The 18,990-nt window shown below is 72.0% G+C and carries 16 protein-coding genes; 11 read left to right on the plus strand and 5 right to left on the minus strand.

What is annotated here, in order from left to right:
• Window positions 1-74: 74 nt before the first annotated feature.
• Window positions 75-815 carry a DNA alkylation repair protein gene (locus AC3A5R_RS10505; RefSeq protein ID WP_487620714.1) on the plus strand — a complete coding sequence of 247 codons (741 nt, stop codon included), beginning with the start codon at window positions 75-77 and terminating at the stop codon, window positions 813-815.
• Window positions 812-2,158 carry an MATE family efflux transporter gene (locus AC3A5R_RS10510; protein WP_487620715.1) on the plus strand — a complete coding sequence of 449 codons (1,347 nt, stop codon included), beginning with the start codon at window positions 812-814 and terminating at the stop codon, window positions 2,156-2,158. The genes AC3A5R_RS10505 and AC3A5R_RS10510 overlap by 4 nt, the downstream gene beginning before the upstream one ends.
• 300 nt (window positions 2,159-2,458) lie before the next feature.
• On the opposite strand, the gene iolC is transcribed toward AC3A5R_RS10510, so the two are convergent.
• Entirely contained in the window at window positions 2,459-3,463 is a 1,005-nt protein-coding gene (iolC, locus tag AC3A5R_RS10515) for a 5-dehydro-2-deoxygluconokinase (RefSeq protein WP_487620716.1), read from the minus strand.
• 220 nt (window positions 3,464-3,683) lie between these two features.
• Between iolC and AC3A5R_RS10520 the strand changes: the two genes are divergently transcribed.
• From AC3A5R_RS10520 to AC3A5R_RS10545, 6 genes are all read left to right on the plus strand, one after another.
• On the plus strand, window positions 3,684-5,003 hold the full coding sequence (locus AC3A5R_RS10520) for an ABC transporter substrate-binding protein (RefSeq protein ID WP_487620717.1): 1,320 nt from the start codon (window positions 3,684-3,686) through the stop codon (window positions 5,001-5,003).
• A 77-nt stretch (window positions 5,004-5,080) separates the two neighbouring features.
• Entirely contained in the window at window positions 5,081-6,124 is a 1,044-nt protein-coding gene (locus AC3A5R_RS10525) for a carbohydrate ABC transporter permease (protein ID WP_487620718.1), read from the plus strand.
• On the plus strand, window positions 6,121-7,026 hold the full coding sequence (locus AC3A5R_RS10530) for a carbohydrate ABC transporter permease (RefSeq protein ID WP_487620719.1): 906 nt from the start codon (window positions 6,121-6,123) through the stop codon (window positions 7,024-7,026). The genes AC3A5R_RS10525 and AC3A5R_RS10530 overlap by 4 nt, the downstream gene beginning before the upstream one ends.
• The gene (locus AC3A5R_RS10535; protein WP_487620720.1) at window positions 7,023-8,591 is read left to right on the plus strand and encodes a GH1 family beta-glucosidase; all 1,569 of its coding nucleotides are present in this window, start codon (window positions 7,023-7,025) and stop codon (window positions 8,589-8,591) included. Before AC3A5R_RS10530 ends, AC3A5R_RS10535 begins: the two co-directional genes overlap by 4 nt.
• On the plus strand, window positions 8,588-9,643 hold the full coding sequence (locus tag AC3A5R_RS10540; RefSeq protein WP_487620721.1) for a LacI family DNA-binding transcriptional regulator: 1,056 nt from the start codon (window positions 8,588-8,590) through the stop codon (window positions 9,641-9,643). Before AC3A5R_RS10535 ends, AC3A5R_RS10540 begins: the two co-directional genes overlap by 4 nt.
• A 136-nt stretch (window positions 9,644-9,779) precedes the next feature.
• A complete protein-coding gene (locus AC3A5R_RS10545) occupies window positions 9,780-10,217 on the plus strand; it encodes a DUF6299 family protein (RefSeq protein ID WP_487620722.1) in 438 nt (145 codons plus the stop codon).
• Between the two features lie 105 nt (window positions 10,218-10,322).
• Here AC3A5R_RS10545 and rplI read toward each other — a convergent pair whose 3' ends face one another.
• The 4 genes from rplI to rpsF all read right to left on the minus strand — a co-directional run bounded on the left by rplI (window position 10,323) and on the right by rpsF (window position 12,161).
• The gene (rplI, locus tag AC3A5R_RS10550) at window positions 10,323-10,769 is read right to left on the minus strand and encodes a 50S ribosomal protein L9 (RefSeq protein ID WP_487620723.1); all 447 of its coding nucleotides are present in this window, start codon (window positions 10,767-10,769) and stop codon (window positions 10,323-10,325) included.
• Window positions 10,770-10,798: 29 nt separating this feature from the next.
• On the minus strand, window positions 10,799-11,035 hold the full coding sequence (gene rpsR, locus AC3A5R_RS10555) for a 30S ribosomal protein S18 (protein WP_013494395.1): 237 nt from the start codon (window positions 11,033-11,035) through the stop codon (window positions 10,799-10,801).
• Window positions 11,036-11,180: 145 nt separating this feature from the next.
• Window positions 11,181-11,792 carry a single-stranded DNA-binding protein gene (locus AC3A5R_RS10560; protein WP_487620724.1) on the minus strand — a complete coding sequence of 204 codons (612 nt, stop codon included), beginning with the start codon at window positions 11,790-11,792 and terminating at the stop codon, window positions 11,181-11,183.
• 81 nt (window positions 11,793-11,873) lie between these two features.
• Complete coding sequence (rpsF, locus tag AC3A5R_RS10565) at window positions 11,874-12,161, minus strand: 30S ribosomal protein S6 (RefSeq protein WP_323095592.1); 288 nt, start codon at window positions 12,159-12,161, stop codon at window positions 11,874-11,876.
• A gap of 379 nt (window positions 12,162-12,540) precedes the next feature.
• Between rpsF and AC3A5R_RS10570 the strand changes: the two genes are divergently transcribed.
• The 3 genes from AC3A5R_RS10570 (at window position 12,541) to AC3A5R_RS10580 (ending at window position 18,988) form a co-directional block, all read left to right on the plus strand.
• The gene (locus AC3A5R_RS10570) at window positions 12,541-14,364 is read left to right on the plus strand and encodes a protein kinase domain-containing protein (protein ID WP_487620725.1); all 1,824 of its coding nucleotides are present in this window, start codon (window positions 12,541-12,543) and stop codon (window positions 14,362-14,364) included.
• A gap of 30 nt (window positions 14,365-14,394) precedes the next feature.
• A complete protein-coding gene (locus AC3A5R_RS10575) occupies window positions 14,395-18,609 on the plus strand; it encodes a type VII secretion EssC family protein (protein WP_487620726.1) in 4,215 nt (1,404 codons plus the stop codon).
• Window positions 18,610-18,688: 79 nt separating this feature from the next.
• Window positions 18,689-18,988 carry a WXG100 family type VII secretion target gene (locus AC3A5R_RS10580; RefSeq protein WP_487620727.1) on the plus strand — a complete coding sequence of 100 codons (300 nt, stop codon included), beginning with the start codon at window positions 18,689-18,691 and terminating at the stop codon, window positions 18,986-18,988.
• The last annotated feature ends 2 nt before the right edge of the window (window positions 18,989-18,990 follow it).

The following is an 18,990-nucleotide window of genomic DNA, read 5'->3' on the forward strand; positions in this document are numbered from 1 at the left end:
ACGATGTGTAAAGCGCGGCGACCGTAGCGCGACCAGCCCGACGCGCCGGCGGGGGCGGCGGCTACCTTGACCCCATGACGACCGACCCGCACCCCGACCTCGCGTCGGAGGTCCGGGCCGCCCTCCTCGCGAGCGCCGACCCCGAGCGCGCCGCCGGCCAGCAGCGCTACATGAAGTCGGCCATGCCCTACTTCGGCCTCACCTCGCCCCAGCTCAAGGCGGCCCTCACGCCGCTGCTGCGCGACCCCGGCCTGGCGATGCACTCGCGCGAACAGTGGGCCGCCACCGTCGAACAGCTCTGGAGCACGGCGACGCACCGCGAGCAGTGGTATGCCGCCATCGCCCTCGCACGCCACCGCGCCTACCGGCAGTGGGTCGACAGTGATGCGATGCCTCTGTGGGAGAGGCTGATCCGCGAGGGGGCCTGGTGGGACGTCGTCGACGACATCGCCGCCCACCTCGTGCGCGACACTCTCCTCGCGGCCCCGCAGGTCGAGGGGCTGCGGATGCGTGACTGGTCGGGCAGCGACTCGCTGTGGGTCAGGCGCGCCTCGATCATCAGCCAGGTCGGGGCCGGTGCGCGCCTCGACCAGGACCTGCTGGCCGACGTCGTCGAGCCGAACCTCGAGGACCGCGACTTCTTCATCCGCAAGGCGATCGGCTGGGCGCTGCGCGACCACGCGCGCCACGACCCCGACTGGGTACGCGGCTTCGTCGCCGACCACCCCACCCTGTCCGGGCTGTCCCGACGCGAGGCGCTCAAGCACCTCGGAGCGGCTGCGCGGGTGCGGTCGCTGCCGGGGGCGCCGTCATGAGGGTCGGGACGAGCACGGCGGCCCCCACGGCGCACCGCCGCGAGATCCTGCGCCTCGCGGTCCCGGCCTTCCTCGCCCTCATCGCCGAACCGCTCTTCCTGCTCGCCGACTCCGCCATCGTCGGCCACCTGGGCACGGCACAGCTCGCCGGGCTCGGGGTCGCCAGTGGCGCGCTCGTCACCGCCGCCGGCATCTTCGTCTTCCTCGCCTACGGTACGACCAGCGTCGTGGCCCGCCACCTCGGCGCCGGCGACGACCGCGCCGCGATCGGGGCCGGCATAGACGGGCTGTGGCTCGCACTCGGCCTCGGCGCCGTCACCGCGATCGTCACCGCCGTGGCCGCCCGTCCGATCTGTGCGGCGTTCGGCGCCTCGCCCGAGGCCCTCGAGCAGGCCACCACCTACCTGCGCGTCTCGGCGCTCGGCCTGCCGGCGATGCTCGTCATCCTCGCCGTCACAGGCGTGCTGCGCGGCCTGCAGGACACCACCACCCCGCTCGTCGCGTCGGCCGTGGGCTTCGGCGCGAACATCGCCCTCAACATCGTCTTCGTCTACGGGCTGCACTGGGGCATAGCCGGATCCGCCTGGGGCACGGTCATCGCCCAGACCGGCATGGCGGCCGGCCTCGTCGCGGTCCTGCTCGTCAAGGCACACGCGCGCCACGCGCGGCTGCGCCCCCACCCCGGACGCGTCCTCGGCGCCGCGCGCACCGGCGTCCCGCTCCTCGTGCGCACGCTCGCGCTGCGTGCGACGCTCCTCGTCACGACATGGGTGGCGGCGTCCCTGGGCGACGTGCCGCTCGCCGCCCACCAGGTGGCGATGACGGTCTGGTCCTTCCTCGCCTTCGCCCTCGACGCGCTCGCCATCGCCGCCCAGGCGATCACCGGGCGCGCTCTCGGCGCCGGCGACCGCGAGGGCGTGCGGGTCACGATGGCCACGATGGTGCGCTGGGGCGTCTGGGGCGGTCTCGTGGTCGGGCTCGTCGTCGCCGCGCTGCACGGCGTGCTGCCCAGCCTCTTCACGAACGACCCCGCCGTGCGCGAGGCCCTCGGGGCGGCGCTCGTCGTGGTCGGGCTGGGGCAGGCGGTGGCCGGCTACGTGTTCGTCCTCGACGGCGTGCTCATCGGAGCCGGTGACGGGCGGTGGCTGGCCTGGGGGATGGTCCTCACCTTCGTCGCGTACCTGCCCGTGATCCTCACGGTCCGCGCATGGGGCTCGAGCGGCTCGCCGGTGCGCGACGTGGTCGTGCTCTGGCTCGCGTTCACCGCCTTCATGGTGATCCGGGGCGCCGGGCTGTGGTGGCGGGCCCGACGCGACGACTGGATGGTCGTCGGCGCCCGCTGACCGCCCGCTGCCGGGTCCACCCGTGAGGCAGCCCGACAGTCCTAGCCAACTGCTACGCCCTTTTCAGGGTTCTTTAAGGTGCGCGAGTCATAGTCGTTCTCGTGAGTTGCTCCTGTGCGACTCGGTGATCTCCTCCCCCTGTCGGATCACCGCGTCAAGGGCACCCGCCCCCGCTGGTCGAGTTCGGCGACGTGACCAGCGGGGGCGGGTTTTTCTTTGCCCGCGCCCGACGTCACGCACGCACGCACGACCCGCACGGCGGGCCCGCACGACCCGCCCGCCCGGAGGCCCAGCGACGCGTCAGCCGGCCCACTCCGCCACGGCGACGTCGGACAGCAGCGCGCTGACCTCGGCCGTCGTCGGCATCGCCGTCGAGGACTCCAGCCGCCCGGCGACGATGGCCCCCGCGACGCTCGCGAAGTGCACGACCCGCTCGAGGTCCCATCCGGCCAGCAGCCCGTGCACGAGCGCCCCGCCGAACGCGTCGCCCGCTCCGAGTCCGTTGACCACCTGCACCGGGAAGGGCGCAACGCGCACCGTCGCCTCCGGCGTCCTGGCGAGCACCCCGCCCGGGCCGAGCTTGACGACCGCCATCTCGAGCCCCGCGTCGAGCAGCGCGGCCGCAGCCCGCTCCGGGTCGCGCTCGCCGGTCGCGACCTCGCACTCGTCGAGGTTCCCGACGGCGACGGTGACGTGCTCGAGGGCCTGCCGCACGAGCCCGGGCGCCTCGTCGGGCCGGGGCCACAGCGTCGGCCGGTGGTCGAGGTCGAGGATCGTCAGCGGCCGCCGGCCCCGCTCTCGCCAGGCCGCGAAGTGCGCCTCACGGCTCGGCTCCTGGCTCAGCCCGGTGACGGTGGCCCAGTACACCTCGGCGTCCCGGATCGCCTGCAGCGGAATCGAATCCGTGGTGATGAGGAGGTCAGGCGCGATGGGGTAGCGGTAGAACCAGATCGGGAAGTGGTCCGGCGGGAACACCTCGCAGAAGGTCACCGGGGTCGGCGGTCCGCCGACGACGGTCTGCACGTACGCGTCGTCGACGCCGAGCTGCAGCAGCTCGCGGTGCACGTAGCGACCGAACGCGTCGTCTGCAGTGGCGCTGACGAGCGCGCAGCGACGTCCGTGCCGGGCCGCCGCGACGGCGACGTTGGCCGCGCTGCCACCGAGGAACTTCTCGAAGCTGCGCACCTCGTCGAGCGTCACCCCGTGCTGGAGCGGGTAGAGGTCGACGCCGACGCGACCGATGGCCACGAGGTCGTGACTCGCGCGGTGGGCGCCCTCGCCCCGGGCCTCGTGCGACGGTCCCATGGGTCAACGCTAGACGGCTCGCGGCGGCAGAGCACCCGGACGCGGGGGCCGAGCGGCGCCCGACGGGCACCGGCCCGCCGTGGTCACGGAATGGTCACGGGTCTTGACCGATGCCGCGGCGTCCCGTCATTCTCTCCCGTGAGAGCGCTCTCACGGCCCGGCTTCACGCAGGGAGAGCGCTCCCACACCCACACTGGGCAGAGACCGAAGGAGCTCTCCGATGACAGCCCGCACCACTCGTACCGGCACCCGCCTGACGCGTCCCCGGAACGTCGCGCTCGCCACCCTCACCGTCGGACTGCTCGCGCTCTCGGCGTGCAGCTCGAGCAGCGCCGACAACGGCCCCTCGACCCAGGCCGGCGGCGCCGGCGGCAAGGTCACCCTCACCCTCGCGACCTTCAACCAGTTCGGCTACGAGGACCTCATCCCCGAGTTCGAGAAGACCCACCCGAACATCACGGTCACCCACAAGAAGGCCGCCACCTCCAACGAGGCCCGCGACACCTTCTTCACCCGCCTCTCCGCCGGCAGCGGCATGGCCGACGTCGAGGCGGTCGAGGTCGACTGGCTGCCCGAGATGCTCCAGTACTCCGACAAGTTCACCGACCTCAAGAGCGCCGACACCGACGGTCGCTGGCTCGACTGGAAGGCCAAGGCCGCCACCGACGCCGACGGCCACCTCATCGGCTACGGCACCGACTCGGGCCCGGAGGCCATCTGCTACCGCAGCGACCTCTTCAAGAAGGCGGGTCTGCCGAGCGACCGCGAGTCCGTCGCCAAGCTCTTCGGCACCACCTGGGACAGCTACTTCGCCGCCGGCAAGCAGTTCGCCGCCAAGTCCAAGGTCCCGTTCTTCGACAGCATCGGCGCCACCTACCAGGGCATGGTCAACCAGGTCCAGGCCGCCTACGAGAACCCGGCCGACGACACCATCACGGCCACGACGAACGCGGACGTCAAGAAGCTCTACGACCAGGTGGTCCAGGCCGGCATCACCGACGGGCTCTCCGCCAAGCTCCAGCAGTGGGGCGACGACTGGACCGCCTCGTTCCAGAAGGACGGGTTCGCCACGATGCTCTGCCCCGGCTGGATGGTCGGTGTCATCGAGGGCAACGCCAAGGGCGTCAAGGGCTGGGACGTCGCCAACACCTTCCCCGGGGGCGGCGGCAACTGGGGCGGTAGCTACCTCGTCGTGCCCAAGCAGAGCGCCCACCCCAAGGAGGCCCAGGAGCTCGCCGACTGGCTGACCGCGCCGGAGCAGCAGGTCAAGGCCTTCAAGAAGGTCGGCGCCTTCCCGAGCCAGCAGGCCGCGCTCACCAACCCCGAGCTCCTCGCGTTCAAGGTCGCCTCGTTCAACAACGCCCCCACCGGGCAGATCTTCGCCGAGCGCGCCAAGGCCGTGACGGTCTCGCCGTACAAGGGCACGCACTACTTCGCCATCAACGACGCCATGCAGCAGGCCCTGACCCGCGTCGAGCAGGGCACCGCGCCGCAGGAGTCGTGGGACAAGTGGGTGGCCGACGTCAAGGCCCTCGGCTGACCGCCCCACGCTGAGCCGTGGGCGGCCCGGTACCACCGCCGGCACCGGGCCGCCCACCCCGACGAGCGGACCACCGCATGAGCATCCAGTCCCCCTCCCAGTCCCCCTCCCAGTCCCCCTCCCAGGCAACCTCACAGGCAACCGACGGGGCGACGCGCGCACCCGCCGCCGAGGCAGCCGGACCCGCCCTCCGATCCCCCATCTCCCCGCGGGCCGGGTGGCGCCGGGGGCTGACGAAGGTCGACGAGAAGGCCTCGCCGTACGCCTACGTCAGCCCGTTCTTCATCCTCTTCGGCGTCGTCGGCCTCTTCCCGCTGCTCTACACGGCGTACGTCTCGCTCCACAAGTGGAGCCTCATCGGTGGGCAGGGCGACTTCGTCGGTCTCAAGAACTACGCCGACGTGCTGGCCCAGCCCTACTTCTGGAACGCGCTGAAGAACACCGTCAGCATCTTCCTGCTCTCCAGCGTGCCCCAGGTCATCGCCGCTCTGCTCATCGCCGCGGCCCTCGACAGCGGCCTGCGGGCCCGCACCTTCTGGCGGATGGGCGTGCTGCTGCCCTACGTCGTGGCACCCGTGGCCGTCGCGCTCATCTTCAGCGACCTGTTCGGTGACAAGTTCGGCCTCGTCAACCACCTGCTCGGCCTCGTCGGCATCGACCCCGTCCAGTGGCACAAGGAGGTGCTGCCGAGCCACCTGGCCATCGCGACGATGGTCAACTTCCGCTGGACCGGCTACAACGCCCTGATCTTCCTGGCCGCGATGCAGGCCATCCCGCGCGACTACTACGAGGCCGCGATGATCGACGGCGCCGGACGTGTCCGCACCTTCTTCTCGATCACCGTGCCGCAGCTGCGCGCGACGATCATCTTCGTCGTCATCACCTCGACGATCGGCGGCCTGCAGATCTTCGACGAGCCGCGGATGTACGACCAGTACGGCCTCGGCGGCGCCGACCGACAGTGGCAGACGCTGACGCTCTACCTCTACCAGCTCGGCTGGACGCAGAAGAACTTCGGCCGGGCCGCCGCCGTGGCCTGGATGCTCTTCCTCGTCGTCGTCCTCTTCGCGCTGCTCAACTTCCTCGTCACCCGACGGATCGCCTCGAAGGGACAGCGATGACCACCGCGACGAACACCGCGACGAACACCGCGACGAACACTCCGGCCCTCCCCCGGCGCACCGGCCGCGGCTCCCGCCTGGTCCGGCGCACCCAGGCCAGCCCCGTGGCCTACGCCTTCCTCCTCGTCGTGCTGCTCGGCTCGGCGTTCCCGCTCTGGTGGTCGTTCGTCATCGGCAGCAAGGACTCCGCGGCGATCGTGCAGGACCCCTACTCCCTCGTGCCGGGCGGCCACTTCCTGCAGAACGCGAGCACCGTCGTCACGACGATCCCGTTCTGGAAGGCCCTCGGCAACAGCATCCTCGTCAGCACGACGGTGGCCGCGCTCGTCGTGCTCTTCTCGGCCCTGGCCGGCTTCGCGTTCGCCAAGCTGCGCTTCCGGGGGCGCAACGGCCTGCTCGTCTTCGTCATCGCGACGATGGCCGTGCCGACCCAGCTCGGGATCGTGCCCCTCTTCATCGTCATGAGCACGCTCGGCTGGATCGGCAGCCTCTGGGCCGTCATCCTGCCGAGCGCGGTCAGCGCCTTCGGCGTCTTCTGGATGACCCAGTACCTGCAGGAGGCGCTGCCCGACGAGCTCATCGAGGCAGCCCGCGTCGACGGCGCGTCGACGCTGCGGACCTTCTGGTCCGTCGCGCTGCCCGCCGCGCGGCCGGGCGCCGCGATGCTGGGCCTCTTCACCTTCATCGCCACGTGGACGAACTTCTTCTGGCCCTTCATCATCCTCGACCCGGGCAACCCGACCCTGCCGGTCGCGCTCCAGCAGCTGCAGGCCGCCTACTTCGTCGACTACTCGCTCGTGCTGGCCGGCGTCGTGCTCATGGCCCTCCCCCTCATCGTCCTGTTCGTCTTCGCCGGCAAGCAGCTCGTGTCCGGCATCATGCAAGGAGCAGTCAAGGGATGAACGTCCCCACCACCACGACCACGCCGGGCATCGCATCCGAGCCCGCGTCCAGGTCCTACCCAGACCACCCCACCGCCACCGATCTCGTGGTGCCCCAAGGTCGCCCGCTTCCGGCCGGCTTCGTCATCGGCGCCGCCACGGCCGCCTACCAGATCGAGGGCGCCCGCCACGAGGACGGCCGGCTCGACTCGATCTGGGACACCTTCTCGCACACGCCCGGCGCGGTCGTCGACGGCGACACCGGCGACGTCGCGTGCGAGCACTACCGCCGGTTCGGCGAGGACGTCGCCCTGATGCGACGTCTGGGGCTGCAGTCCTACCGCTTCTCGACGTCGTGGTCGCGGATCGTGCCCGACGGGCGCACCGTCAACGCGTCGGGGCTCGACTTCTACGAGCGGCTCGTCGACGAGCTGCTCGGCGCCGGCATCGCGCCGTGGCTGACGCTCTACCACTGGGACCTCCCCCAGGCCCTCGAGGACCGCGGCGGCTGGACGGTGCGCGACACGACCGACCGGTTCGTCGAGTACGCCGGCGTCGTGCACGACCGCCTCGGCGACCGCGTGCGGACGTGGACGACGCTCAACGAGCCGTGGTGCGCGGCCTTCCTCGGCTACACCGCGGGCATGCACGCACCTGGCCGCACGTCGGTCGCCGACGGCCTCGCCGCCGCCCACCACCTGCTCCTCGGGCACGGACGCGTCGTGCAGGAGCTGCGCTCGCGTGACGCGTCGCTCGAGCTCGGACTGACGCTGAACTTCACGGTCGCCGACCCGCTCGACCCCGCCGACGCGCGCGACGTCGACGCCGCCCGACGCGTCGACGCCCAGATGAACCGCATCTTCCTCGATCCCGTCTTCCGTGGCGCCTACCCGGCCGACCTGCTCGAGGACGTCCGCGGGCTGGGACTGACCGACCACGTCGTGGACGGTGACCTGGAGATCATCTCCACCCCGGTCGACGTGCTCGGCGTCAACTACTACAACGGCGAGGCCATCGCGCACTGGCGGCCGGCGGTCGCCCTCGACGACAACGTCAACGGGGGGCGCACCACCCGCTCGCCCTTCCCCGCCGCAGACTCCTCGTTCCGCCACCCACGCGGCCTGCCCGTGACCGCCATGGACTGGGAGATCCAGCCCGAGGGCCTGACGCGCCTGCTGCAACGGCTCCACCACGACTACACGGGCCCGGCCGGCGTGCCGCTGCACGTCACCGAGAACGGCGCTGCCTTCGACGACGTGCCCGACCCCGACGGCTTCGTCGACGACACGGACCGCGTCGCGTACGTGCGCGCCCACCTCGGCGCGGTGCTCGACGCCGCGGAGGCCGGAGTGCCGGTGCGCGGCTACTTCTACTGGTCGCTGCTCGACAACTTCGAGTGGGCGTGGGGCTACGCCAAGCGCTTCGGTATCGTCCGGGTCGACTACGACACCCAGGTGCGGACGCCGAAGGCGAGCGCCCTCGACCTCGCCCGGATCATCGCGACCCGGGTGCTGCCGACCGGCCACCCGTCCACCGATGCCGACGCCGTCGGGACCGACGCACGAGCAGGAGAGCACGAGGCATGACCCAGGGCACGCCGGCCACGCCGCCGATCGTCGACGCGGACGCCGCATCCGGGCGCCCGACGCTCGAGGCGGTCGCGCGCGTCGCCGGCGTGTCCCGGGCGACTGTCTCGCGCGTCATCAACGGCTCGCCGCGGGTCAGCCCGGACGTCCTCGCGGTCGTCGAGCGGGCCATCGCCGAGCTCAACTACGTGCCGAACCGGGCGGCCCGCTCGCTCGTGGCGCGCGCGACGATGTCGATCGCGCTCGTCGTGCCCGAGGACGCGCACCGCTTCTTCGGCGACCCGTACTTCGCCGACGTCGTGCAGGGCATCAGCGACCGCCTCGACGAGAGCGACTACGTCCTCAACCTGCAGCTGACCCACCCCAGCTCACCGTCGGAGAAGACGCGTCGCTACCTGCTCGGCGGCAACGTCGACGGCGCGCTCGTCGTGTCGCACCACTCGGGCGACCACTTCCTGGCCTCCCTCGGCCGCTCGCTGCCGGTCGTCTTCGGTGGTCGCCCGCTCGGCGACATCGCCAACCCCGGGGACTACTACGTCGACGTCGACAACCGGGCCGGCGCACGGCACGGCGTCGAGCACCTCGTCGCGCGCGGACGCCGGGCGATCGCGACGATCACCGGTCCGGCCGACATGCCCGCCTCCGTCGACCGCGAGCTCGGCTGGCGCGACGCCCTCGCAGCGGCCGGCCTGTCGGACCACCGGCTCGCGCGTGGTGACTTCACCGAGGCGGGTGGCATCCGTGCGGCCCTGACCCTCGTCGAGGAGCACCCCGACCTCGATGCGATCTTCGTCGCGAGCGACCTCATGGCCAGCGGCGTGCTGCTGGCCCTCGAGGAGCGCGGGCTCTCGGTGCCTGGCGACGTCGCCGTGCTCGGCTTCGACGACAGCCCCTACGCGACGCGCGGCAGGGTCGGCCTGACCACGGTGGCCCAGCCGGCCCAGGACATGGGCGTCGTCATGGCCGACACACTCCTGCGCCTGCTCGGCGGCGAGCAGGTCGAGCGCGTCCGGGTCCTCGACACCCGTCTCGTCGTGCGCGACTCCACCTGACGCGTTCCGCACCCGACGCGGGGTCCCTGGCCATCGCCGAGAATCCCGGACTCCGCTGACAACCTGCCGCCGCTCCCGATGGTCCTCATGAGCAGAGCCCGACCACCGGGCTCCTCGTACCGACAGGGGCTCCACCATGACCATCACGCGCACCCTCTCCGCCGCCGCTCTCGCAGCCGTCGGCGCCTTGGCCGCGACGACGCTCGCCGTCGCCCCGGCCCAGGCCGGCGGCGCACCCGACTTCAGCACCGTGACCGTCGACCGCCAGGCGCGGCTCGCCTCGGGCGCCGTGACGCTCGCCGGCACGTACTCGTGCATCGTGCCGGACCCGCTCACGCCGACCGGCCCCGGGACCCTGGGCCTCGAGCTCGCCGACAGCACCGGCGTCGTCGCCTCCGGCCAGGTGGGGCTCACGTGCGACGGGGTAACCCGCCGATGGACGCTCACGGCCCCGGCCGGGTCGCTCCGCGCCGGTCGCGCGTGGGTCAACGGGCACGTCGCGGTGACCGACGGCGCCGGCAACACCCCGTGGAACGGGTTCTCGGCGCAGGTCGCCGCGGTCCGACGGGGCTGACCAGCCAGTCCCCGGCACGTATCCGGCACGTATCCGGCACGTATGACGAAGGGGCCGGGACCCGCATGGTGCAGGTCCCGGCCCCTTCGGCCGTGCAGGCGTCGCTCAGGCGGAGACGACGTCGAACTTCAGGGTCGCGAGGACCTCGGGGTGCAGGCGGACGGTGGCCTCGTACGAGCCCGTCGTCTTGATGGCCTGCTTGACCTCGATCTTGCGCTTGTCGAGCTCGGGACCGCCGGCGGACTTGACCGCGTCGGCGATGTCACCGTTGCTGACGGCGCCGAAGAGGCGACCCGACTGGCCGGCGCGGGCCTCGACCTTGACGGCCGTGGCCTCGAGCTGGCCCTTGATGCCCTTGGCGGTGTCGAGGTCCTTGATCGAGCGGACCTCGCGGCCCTTCGTCAGGGCGTCGACCTGCTTCTGCCCGCCCTTGGTCCACGGGGTCGCGAGACCACGCGGGAGCAGGAAGTTGCGGCCGTAGCCGTCCTTGACCTCGACGACGTCACCAGCAGTACCGAGGCCGGAGACCTCGTGCGTGAGGATGAGCTTCATATCAGTTCTCCTGGTTCTCGAGGCCGGGCTCAGCGAGCCGAGCTCGAGTAGGGCAGCAGAGCCATCTCACGGGCGTTCTTGACGGCCGTGGCGATGAGACGCTGCTCCTGGACGGACACACCGGTCACGCGACGCGCGCGGATCTTGCCGCGGTCGGAGATGAACTTGCGCAGCAGCGCGGTGTCCTTGTAGTCGATGTTCTCGACCTTCGCCGCCTTGAGCGGGTTGGCCTTCTTCTTGGGCTTGCGCACAACGGGCTTTGCCATCGTGGTGCTCTCCTTCGTGATGAGAGCCCGGGGTTCTGCGCCCCGGGATGGGTCTGATGATCTAGATGATCCAGAGGTGCCGCGCGAGGCGGCGGTTGCCGGTCGGTGCCGGCGTCACGATCAGCGCCTGATCAGGACGGGTGGATCAGAACGGGGGCTCGTCGTAGCTGGGAGCCTGCCCCCAGCCACCACCCTGGGTGCCGCCGCCCTGGGCGCCACCCTGGCCGCCCTGGGCGCCACCCTGGCCGCTCCAGCCGCCACCCTGGCTGCCGCCACCCTGCTGGGCCGCCTGGCCGCCACCGGTCGCCCAGGGGTCCTCGCCCTGGCCGCCACCCTGGCCGCTCCAGCCGCCGCCCTGCTGGCCGCCGCCGAAACCGCCACCGCCGCCGCCACGCTGGGTCTTGTTGACCTTCGCGGTGGCCGAGCGCAGCGAGGGACCGATCTCGTCGACATCCATCTCGACCACGGTGCGCTTCTCGCCCTCCTTGGTCTCGTAGGACCGGGACTTGAGGCGACCGGAGGCGATGACACGCATGCCGCGCTGGAGCGACTCGGCGACGTTCTCCGCCGCGTCGCGCCAGACCGAGCAGCGCATGAACAGCGTCTCGCCGTCCTTCCACTCGTTGCTCTGGCGGTCGAACATCCGGGGCGTCGAGGCCACCGTGAAGTTCGCGACCGCTGCACCGGACGGCGTGAAACGCAGCTCGGGGTCGGCGGTCAGGTTGCCGATGATGGTGATGACGGTGTCGCCTGCCATGGATCAGTCCTTCGCTGGGTGATCGGAGCGAACGCTCGGGGTGGAGATCGGCGGTCGATCAGGTGCTGATCAGGTGCGTGATCAGGCGCCGGGGCGGAGCAGCTTGGTGCGCATGATCGACTCGCTGAGGTTCAGCTGACGATCGAGCTCCTGGGCCACGGCCGGCTCGGCGGTGAAGTTGACGACGGTGTAGATGCCCTCGGACTTCTTCTTGATGTCGTAGGCGAGGCGACGACGGCCCCAGATGTCGACGTTGTCGACGGTGCCGCCACCGTTCTTCACGACGGTCAGGAAGCGGTCCATCGTCGTGCCGACGGTGCGCTCCTCGGTCTCGGGGTCGAGGATGACCATGAGTTCGTACTGACGCATGCTTCTACCCACCTCCTCTGGTCTCGGCGGTCACGGGTCTCTCCCGTGACAGGAGGGTTGCAAACGTCCCGCCGTGAGCCACGGGTGACAGCCAACCAGATCGGTCCGACAGGGGTCGGGCTTCTCCACAGGCCACCGGGCGCACGGCGAACCCGGCAAGAGTACCGGGCGGGCCCACCCCCGGCGAAATCGGCGCGTCCCCGCGGCCGCCACCGCCGCTGGTCGGCAACCGCCGGGTGCGCAGCCTGGACGACGTCACCCGAAAAGGGGACAGACGCGCAGGTACCGCACTTTCTACGTTGGGGTCAGCGATCGGGGCCGGCCAGCGCCCCTCACCTCGCGGTTGCATCGGCACCGCGACGAACGCGGGGAGCACAACGTGAGTCCAGACACCTCCGACATCGCCGAGGGCCAGCCGGTCGGTAGCGGCTACCTCCTCGGCAGCAGCATCGGTGCCGGAGCCATGGGCCAGGTGTGGCGCGGGACCACCCGAGCCGGAGAGCCGGTGGCGATCAAGGTCCTCCGGCCGGAGCTGACCAGGGATCCCGCCTTCGTGAGCCGCTTCCTCCAGGAGGCCGAGCTGCTGACGCGCGTGCGCCACGACAACGTCGTTGCCGTGCGGGACCTCGTGGCGGAGGGTTCACGGATCGCCATCGTCATGGACCTCGTCGACGGGCCGGACCTGCGTCAGTCCATGACCGCCCGGGGTCCCCTGCCCAGTGCTGCCGCCATCGCCGTGACCGACCGGATCCTCGCCGGCGTGGGCGCGATCCACTCGGCGGGGATCGTGCACCGCGACCTCAAGCCGGAGAACGTCCTGCTGGCTCCCGGACCCGACCTCGAGCCCCGGATCACCGACTTCGGGGTCGCCCGGATCATCGAGCAGGGCCCAGCCGCACACAGCACCGCTGTCATCGGCACGCCGGACTACATCTCGCCGGAGGTGGCCGACGGGCAGGCCCCCACCCCGGCCAGCGACCTGTACGCCGTCGGCATCGTCCTCTACGAGCTGCTCTGCGGCATCACGCCGTTCGCCGGAGGGAGCCCGCTGGCGGTCATGCGTCGGCACGTTGACCAACCACCCGGCCGACCGACCGGGATCAGCGACGCGCTGTGGGGGGTGGTCGCCGGCTTGCTCGCCAAGAACCCGTCGGACCGGCCGGCCACCGCCGAGGAGGTGCGCGAACACCTGGCCGCCGTGGCGCCCGACGAAGCCGGACGGGACGCGCTGACGGCGCTGACGGAGCCACCTGCGGCGGCCGTCCCGGTCCACGCCACCGTGGTGGGCGCCGCCGCGGCGCCGACGATCGTTCCCGACACGCCTGCTCGCCGACGTCGCGTGGCCACGCCCCTGCTCGTCGCCGGACTCGTCGGGGTTCTGGCCCTGGGTGGTGGCGCCACCTACCTGCTCGTGAACCGCGACGATGCAGGCGCCGTCGCCCCCGCTGCGGCCGGCCTGGGTCGGGACCAACCCTCGGTCCCGACCGACGCGGGGCAGCCGTCCGCGCCCGTCGAGCCCTCCGCCTCGACGACGTCGTCGGCGCCGACCTCCGACACTCCCACACCGACCGTGCCTGCCGGTGTGGGCCGCGAGCTGGACCCGGTGACCACCGACATGCAGCAGGCGGGCCTCGCCGTGGAGGTCAAGGAGGTCCTCGACGACACGAAGGCCGACAACCTCGTCGTCAGCCAGAGCCCGGCAGCCGGCGGGCCGCTCCCGGATGACCACAAGGTCCTCCTGACGGTGAGCCGCAAGTCGGTGGGCACCTTCCTCGCGGACCTCCAGCCGGTCGAGGGCTCGATCGAGGCCGCGACGTCCACCATGAACGGCAAGGACTTCGTTCACGCCGTCCACTTCGGTGAGCCCAGCTGCTTCTCGGGCGAGGACTCGATGAGTGCCCAGTACGACCTCGGGCGCCACTACCGGCAGTTCAAGGCCACTGCGGGCGTCGACGACACGAGTGCGAGCAACTCCAAGGTCCGGTTCGAGGTGCTCGGCGACGGCCGGCCGCTGTTCACCTTCGACGCCGTCCTGGGCAAGACCCGGCCCGTCACGGTCGACGTCACCGGGGTCCTGCGCCTGCAGCTGCGTGCCACCGGCCTCTCCGAGTGCACGGACACCCGCTGGTCGGCGGTCTACGGCGACGCCCAGCTCTTCGGCGTCCCGAGCGAGGTGCCCGTGCCCACGCCGAGCAGCGAGTAGCCCGGTGACCATCCTCGAGGCCGAGCGATCATGAGGGCCGAGTTCACCCTGTTCGCCCGCACCGGTGTCCGCCGCGATCTCGTCGTCGCCGGCCACCCCTCGTCGTCGTGGGCAGAGGCACTGGCGGAGTACGTTCGCGCCGGCGAGCCCGTCTACGTCAACGGCGAGCTGCGCTCGCTCGAGGCGCCCCTCGGTGGCGGCGCCATCGTGAGCGGAGACGTCGTCGCCGTCGGGACACCGGTGCCGCGGGGTGGCTGGCCCCTGACGTCGGCCTGTCTGGCCGTCGTCTCAGGAGCGGCCGCGGGCCAGGTCCTGACCCTGACGCCCGGCGCCTGGGTCGTCGGGCGTGCCGGGGACCTCGTCGTCGACGACCCCTCGGTGTCCGGCCGGCACGCCTGCGTCGAGCTGGTGGACGACGGGCTGCGGGTCACCGACCTGGGGTCGAGCAACGGCACGGTCGTGGCCCGGCACCGGCTCACCGGGTCCGCCTCTGCCCTCGTCCGGTTCGGGGAGCGCTTCGCCCTGGGACCAGCGGTCATGCAGCTGCTGGCGCCCGCGGCACCGACGACGCTCGGCGCACCCGTCACCGACGGCGAGCGCCCCTTCAACCGCGTCCACGTGTACCCGTCGGAGGCGACTCCGGCGCGCATCACGCTGCCGGCAGAGCTCGAGGCACCTGACACGAGCTCAGCCGTGCCGCAGTACGTCGGCTCAGGCGCCATGCTCGGAACAGGGGTCGTCTCCTCGCTCGCCTCCGGCAACCCGCTCTTCGCCGTTCTCGGCGCCGTCGGACCACTCGTCCTCATGACGACGACGGCCGTGGTGCACCACCGGACCCGACGCGGCTTCGAGCAGCGCCGTGCGGCGGTCCGCGCCCAGCGCGAAGAGGCGCTCCGCCTGCTGGTCGCAGCAGCGGACACCGAGGGGGACGTGCTCTGGGCCCAGACCCTGGACCCGGTCCGCGCTCGGCTTGCGGCGCTCGGACCGACGTCAGACCTGTGGTCGCGCGACCCCGCGGACGAGGGGGCGCTCCAGGTCCGGGTCGGGACGAAGGCCCGCCCCGCGAGCGCCGTGGCGCAGACCATCGGCACCGAGCGTGTCGACCCGCCGGACGTGCCGGCAGCACCGGTGGTGGTCGACCTCCGGCGACACCGGGTGCTCGGGATCGCCGGGGACCCGGCCGCGACCCGTGGAGCGGCTCGCGCCCTCGTGCACCAGATCGTCGCCACGCGCAGCCCGGCCGACCTCCATGTCGTGCACCTGTGCACCGGCGAGACCCACGCCGAGTGGTCCTGGCTCCGGTGGCTGCCCCACACCCGCGGGCTGCTGGAGCAGACGCACACGGTCACGACGTCACCGACCGCCCTCAGGGCGCGGCTCGACGAGCTGTCGAGCCTCATCGCTGCGCGGTCGGAGGCTCTCGCGCAGCGACAGGAGCTCGTTCTGCCCGAGATCGTCGTCGTCCTCGACGGAGCGGGAGCCCTGCGCAGCCGGTCGGGCGTCGTCAACCTCCTGCAGAACGGCGGAGGCGTCGGCATCACGGTCATCGCCGTCGACACCCATGTGTCGCAGCTGCCTGCCGAGGCGACCGCCCGGCTCGTCGCGGCTGCGGAGGGGACGTCAGGGGCCACGCTGGAGCTCAAGGGCGGCGCGACGACCTCCGGCATCCTCCTCGACCGGATGGCGGCCGACGCGTGCGAGGAGTCCGCCCGTGCCATGGCGTCGCTGCGGCCCCTCGGAGGCGGCGACCAGGTGTCCCTGCCCTCGTCGGTCCGCTTCCTCGACCTCGTCGACCTCCGGGAGGGCCGCGGGTCACAGGTCATGGTGCGCTGGGTCGAAGGCACCGAGGGGGACGCGCCGCTGGGAGTCGACGAACACGGCAACGTCGTGTCGGTCAACCTGGTGTCCGACGGCCCCCACGCCCTCGTCGCAGGCACGTCGGGATCCGGCAAGAGCGAGCTCCTGCGCACCATGGTGGCCGGCCTCGCCGTCAACGCCCCACCCGAGGACCTGTCCTTCATGCTCATCGACTTCAAGGGCGGCGGGGCGTTCGGCAAGCTCCGTTCGCTGCCCCACGTCGTTGCCTACGCGGACGACCTGTCGATCGGGGGCGTCCTCGCCAACCGGCTGCTCGACTCGCTCAAGGCCGAGCTCGACCACCGCAAGACCGTGTTCAAGACCGCAGGTCACGCCGAGGGCCTCGCCGCCTACCGACGGGCCCGGGCAGCGCGGGCGACAGGCCTACCGGCCGTCGCACGGCTCGTCATCGTGGTCGACGAGTTCGCCGAGCTCAAGGAGGCGCAGCCGGACTTCGTCGAGGGCCTCGTCAACGTCGCTCGGGTCGGGCGTTCCCTGGGGGTGCACCTCGTCCTGGCGACGCAGCAGCCGGCCGGGGTGATCACTCCCCAGATCCGCGACAACGCCAACCTGCGCATCTGCCTCCGCGTCCTCGACAGCGGCACGAGCACCGACCTCGTGCGCACTCCGGTCGCCGGCTCCTTCCCGAACCGCGCCAGGGGCCGGGCCGTCGTCGCCATGGGTGACGAGCCTCCCGTCGTCGTGCAGTCCGCCCTCCTCACCGCACCGTCCCGACTCGCTGGCGGCGAGGACGTCCCCCCGCCCCGCGTGACGGTCCTGCCGTGGACCGACTGCGGCACGGCGCACCCCGACAGCCGGCGCGCGGAGGGGGGCGACGAGATGCAGACCGACCTGGTCGAGCTCGTCACCCTGCTCACCGAGGCGGCCGACGAGCGCGGTGGCACCCCGCCGCGACGCCCGTGGCTGCCGCCTCTGCCCGAGCTGGTCCACCTCGACGACCTGCTGACGGAGCGTTCCGAGGTGGCCTTCGGCCTGGAGGACCGGCCGCGCCAGCAGTCCCAGCCACCGCTCTGCTTCCCGGTCGGTGGCGGCAACCTCGGGATCGCCGGGGGCCGCGGCAGTGGTCGTTCCACGGCCCTGCGGACCCTCTCGGTGGCACTGGTGCGGCAGTTCGACGCCGACGAGCTCCACCTGCACGCCATCGACTACACCCCGGCGCCGACTCTGCGCGTCCTCTCGCGGCTGCCGCACTGCGGCGTCGTTGCGACGAGGGCTCGAAGACACGTGGTCCAGCGTCTTCTCGAGCGGCTGGCGGAGGAGCTCACAGCTCGTGCCGGCCTCCTCGGACGCACCGGCCACGGCACGCTCGAAGAGGCCCGGAGCGCCGGGGTCGACGTGCCACCGCGCCTCGTCCTGCTCGTGGACGGCTGGGACGCCCTGACCGCGGGGACCGACGGGGAGGACGCCAGGGACAGCATCGTGCGGCTGTGCGAGGAGGGGCCGGGGCTCGGGCTCCAGGTCGTCGTCGCGGGGGGCCCGTCGATGGCCAGCGGTCGGCTCACCACGCAGCTGGCCGACCTGCTCGTCCTTCGCTTCGAGCAGCTCGACGACCTCGCGTCCTTCGGGGTCCCCAGCCGTCAGCTGCCGCACGACCTGCCGCCCGGACGCGCCTTCAGGTCGGGCACCAGCGATGCGGTGCAGATCGGCGTCCTGGCCGGTCCCACGACGGCCGAGGGGCAGGGGGAGTCGCTCAAGGCGTGCGCCGCGCAGCTGCGGCCGCCCGTCCGGTTCGAGCCGATGCGGATCGAGGAGATGCCCGACGTCATCACGTTGGCCGAAGCGCTCGCTCGCCAGCAGGTCGGGCAGTCGCCGAGCGACGGCGTTCTCGTCGCTGTCGGTGGGGACGACCTCACCCCTCGACGCGTCGACCTCGGGTCCCTGTCGACCCCCTTCGTCGTGGCGGGCCCGTCCCGCTCGGGCCGCACGAACGCCCTGGCCGTCATCGCGCGACAGTCCGTGGCCGGGGGGCGGCCCGTCTACGCGTCCAACGTCGCCGGCACCGACCGTGGCCGGCTCGGCCCGGGCGTCGTGGACGTGGCGAGCGCCGACGCGGTGCCGGACGGGGGCCTGGTGCTCATCGACGACGCGCACCGGCTCTCGCCCCATGACGGTCTCGTCCTCGACCTCTGGAACCGTCCCGACGTCACCGTGTGCCTCGCCGTGGAGCCCTCGGCGCTCGAGTTCCTCGGGTGGCAGGGGCGGCTGCGCACGGGAGCGACCGGCCTCCTGCTCTCACCGGCGCTGAACGGCGGCGAGGTCATCGGGGCCCAGATCGGCCGCGCCCAGGCCTTCAGCGGTGTCCCGGGCCGGGCCTATCTGGGCTCAGGGGGCGCCTACGAACTGGTGCAGGTACCCCTGCACGGCTAGCGGTCACCGCCCGTCCGGACGGTGACCGACCACCGAGTTGGACAACCACCGAGAACGACCACGAAACAAGGAGACAGAGATGAGCAGCCCCGGCTTCACCTACGACCCCCAGACCCTCGAGCGCGCGAGCCGTGACCTGGCGGCCGGCTCCGCGCACGTGCAGAACGAGCTCGGTTCGCTCAGCGCACGGATCGAGCCCCTCCACCAGGCGTTCCAGGGCCAGGCCGGAAACGGCTTCCAGGAGCTCTGGCGGGAGTGGCACCTGTCCGCTCAGCGACTGCGCGAGAGCCTCGAGGCGCTGAGCCAGCTGCTGCACGGTGCTGCCACCAACGCCGCTCAGATGGAGGACGCCAACACGCGTCTCATGCGCCGGTCCTGAGC

The organism is Intrasporangium sp. Soil_C_50 (assembly GCF_057656595.1).